We start from the raw sequence: 215 nt of genomic DNA, 5'->3' as shown, positions 1-215 counted from the left end.
ACGGCTGTAGCGGTTCATATCACCTTACCGTCGCTTTTCGCAGATTAGCACGTCCTTCATCGCCTCTGACTGCCAGGGCATCCACCGTGTACGCTTAGTCGCTTAACCTCACAACCCACAGGCGTTTATCTGTCTGCCGTAACGGCTGCGCGTAAAGAATGCGTCGTTGCGCGGTGCTCGCCATGCTCACGTACTTCAGTACGCTCCGCTGGCTG

1 rRNA gene is annotated in these 215 nt (G+C 56.7%); it reads right to left on the bottom strand.

Annotation, left to right across the window (positions count from 1 at the left end):
- Nucleotides 1–108 (bottom strand): 23S ribosomal RNA (locus C1Y42_RS23320); the annotation flags it as partial.
- Nucleotides 109–215: the final 107 nt, after the last annotated feature.

Source organism: Pantoea sp. ICBG 985 (assembly GCF_002928365.1).
Taxonomy (GTDB): Bacteria; Pseudomonadota; Gammaproteobacteria; order Enterobacterales; family Enterobacteriaceae; genus Pantoea; species Pantoea dispersa.
The sequence above is the reverse complement of the archived record's forward strand: the minus strand, read 5'-3'. Positions and strand labels throughout refer to the sequence as shown.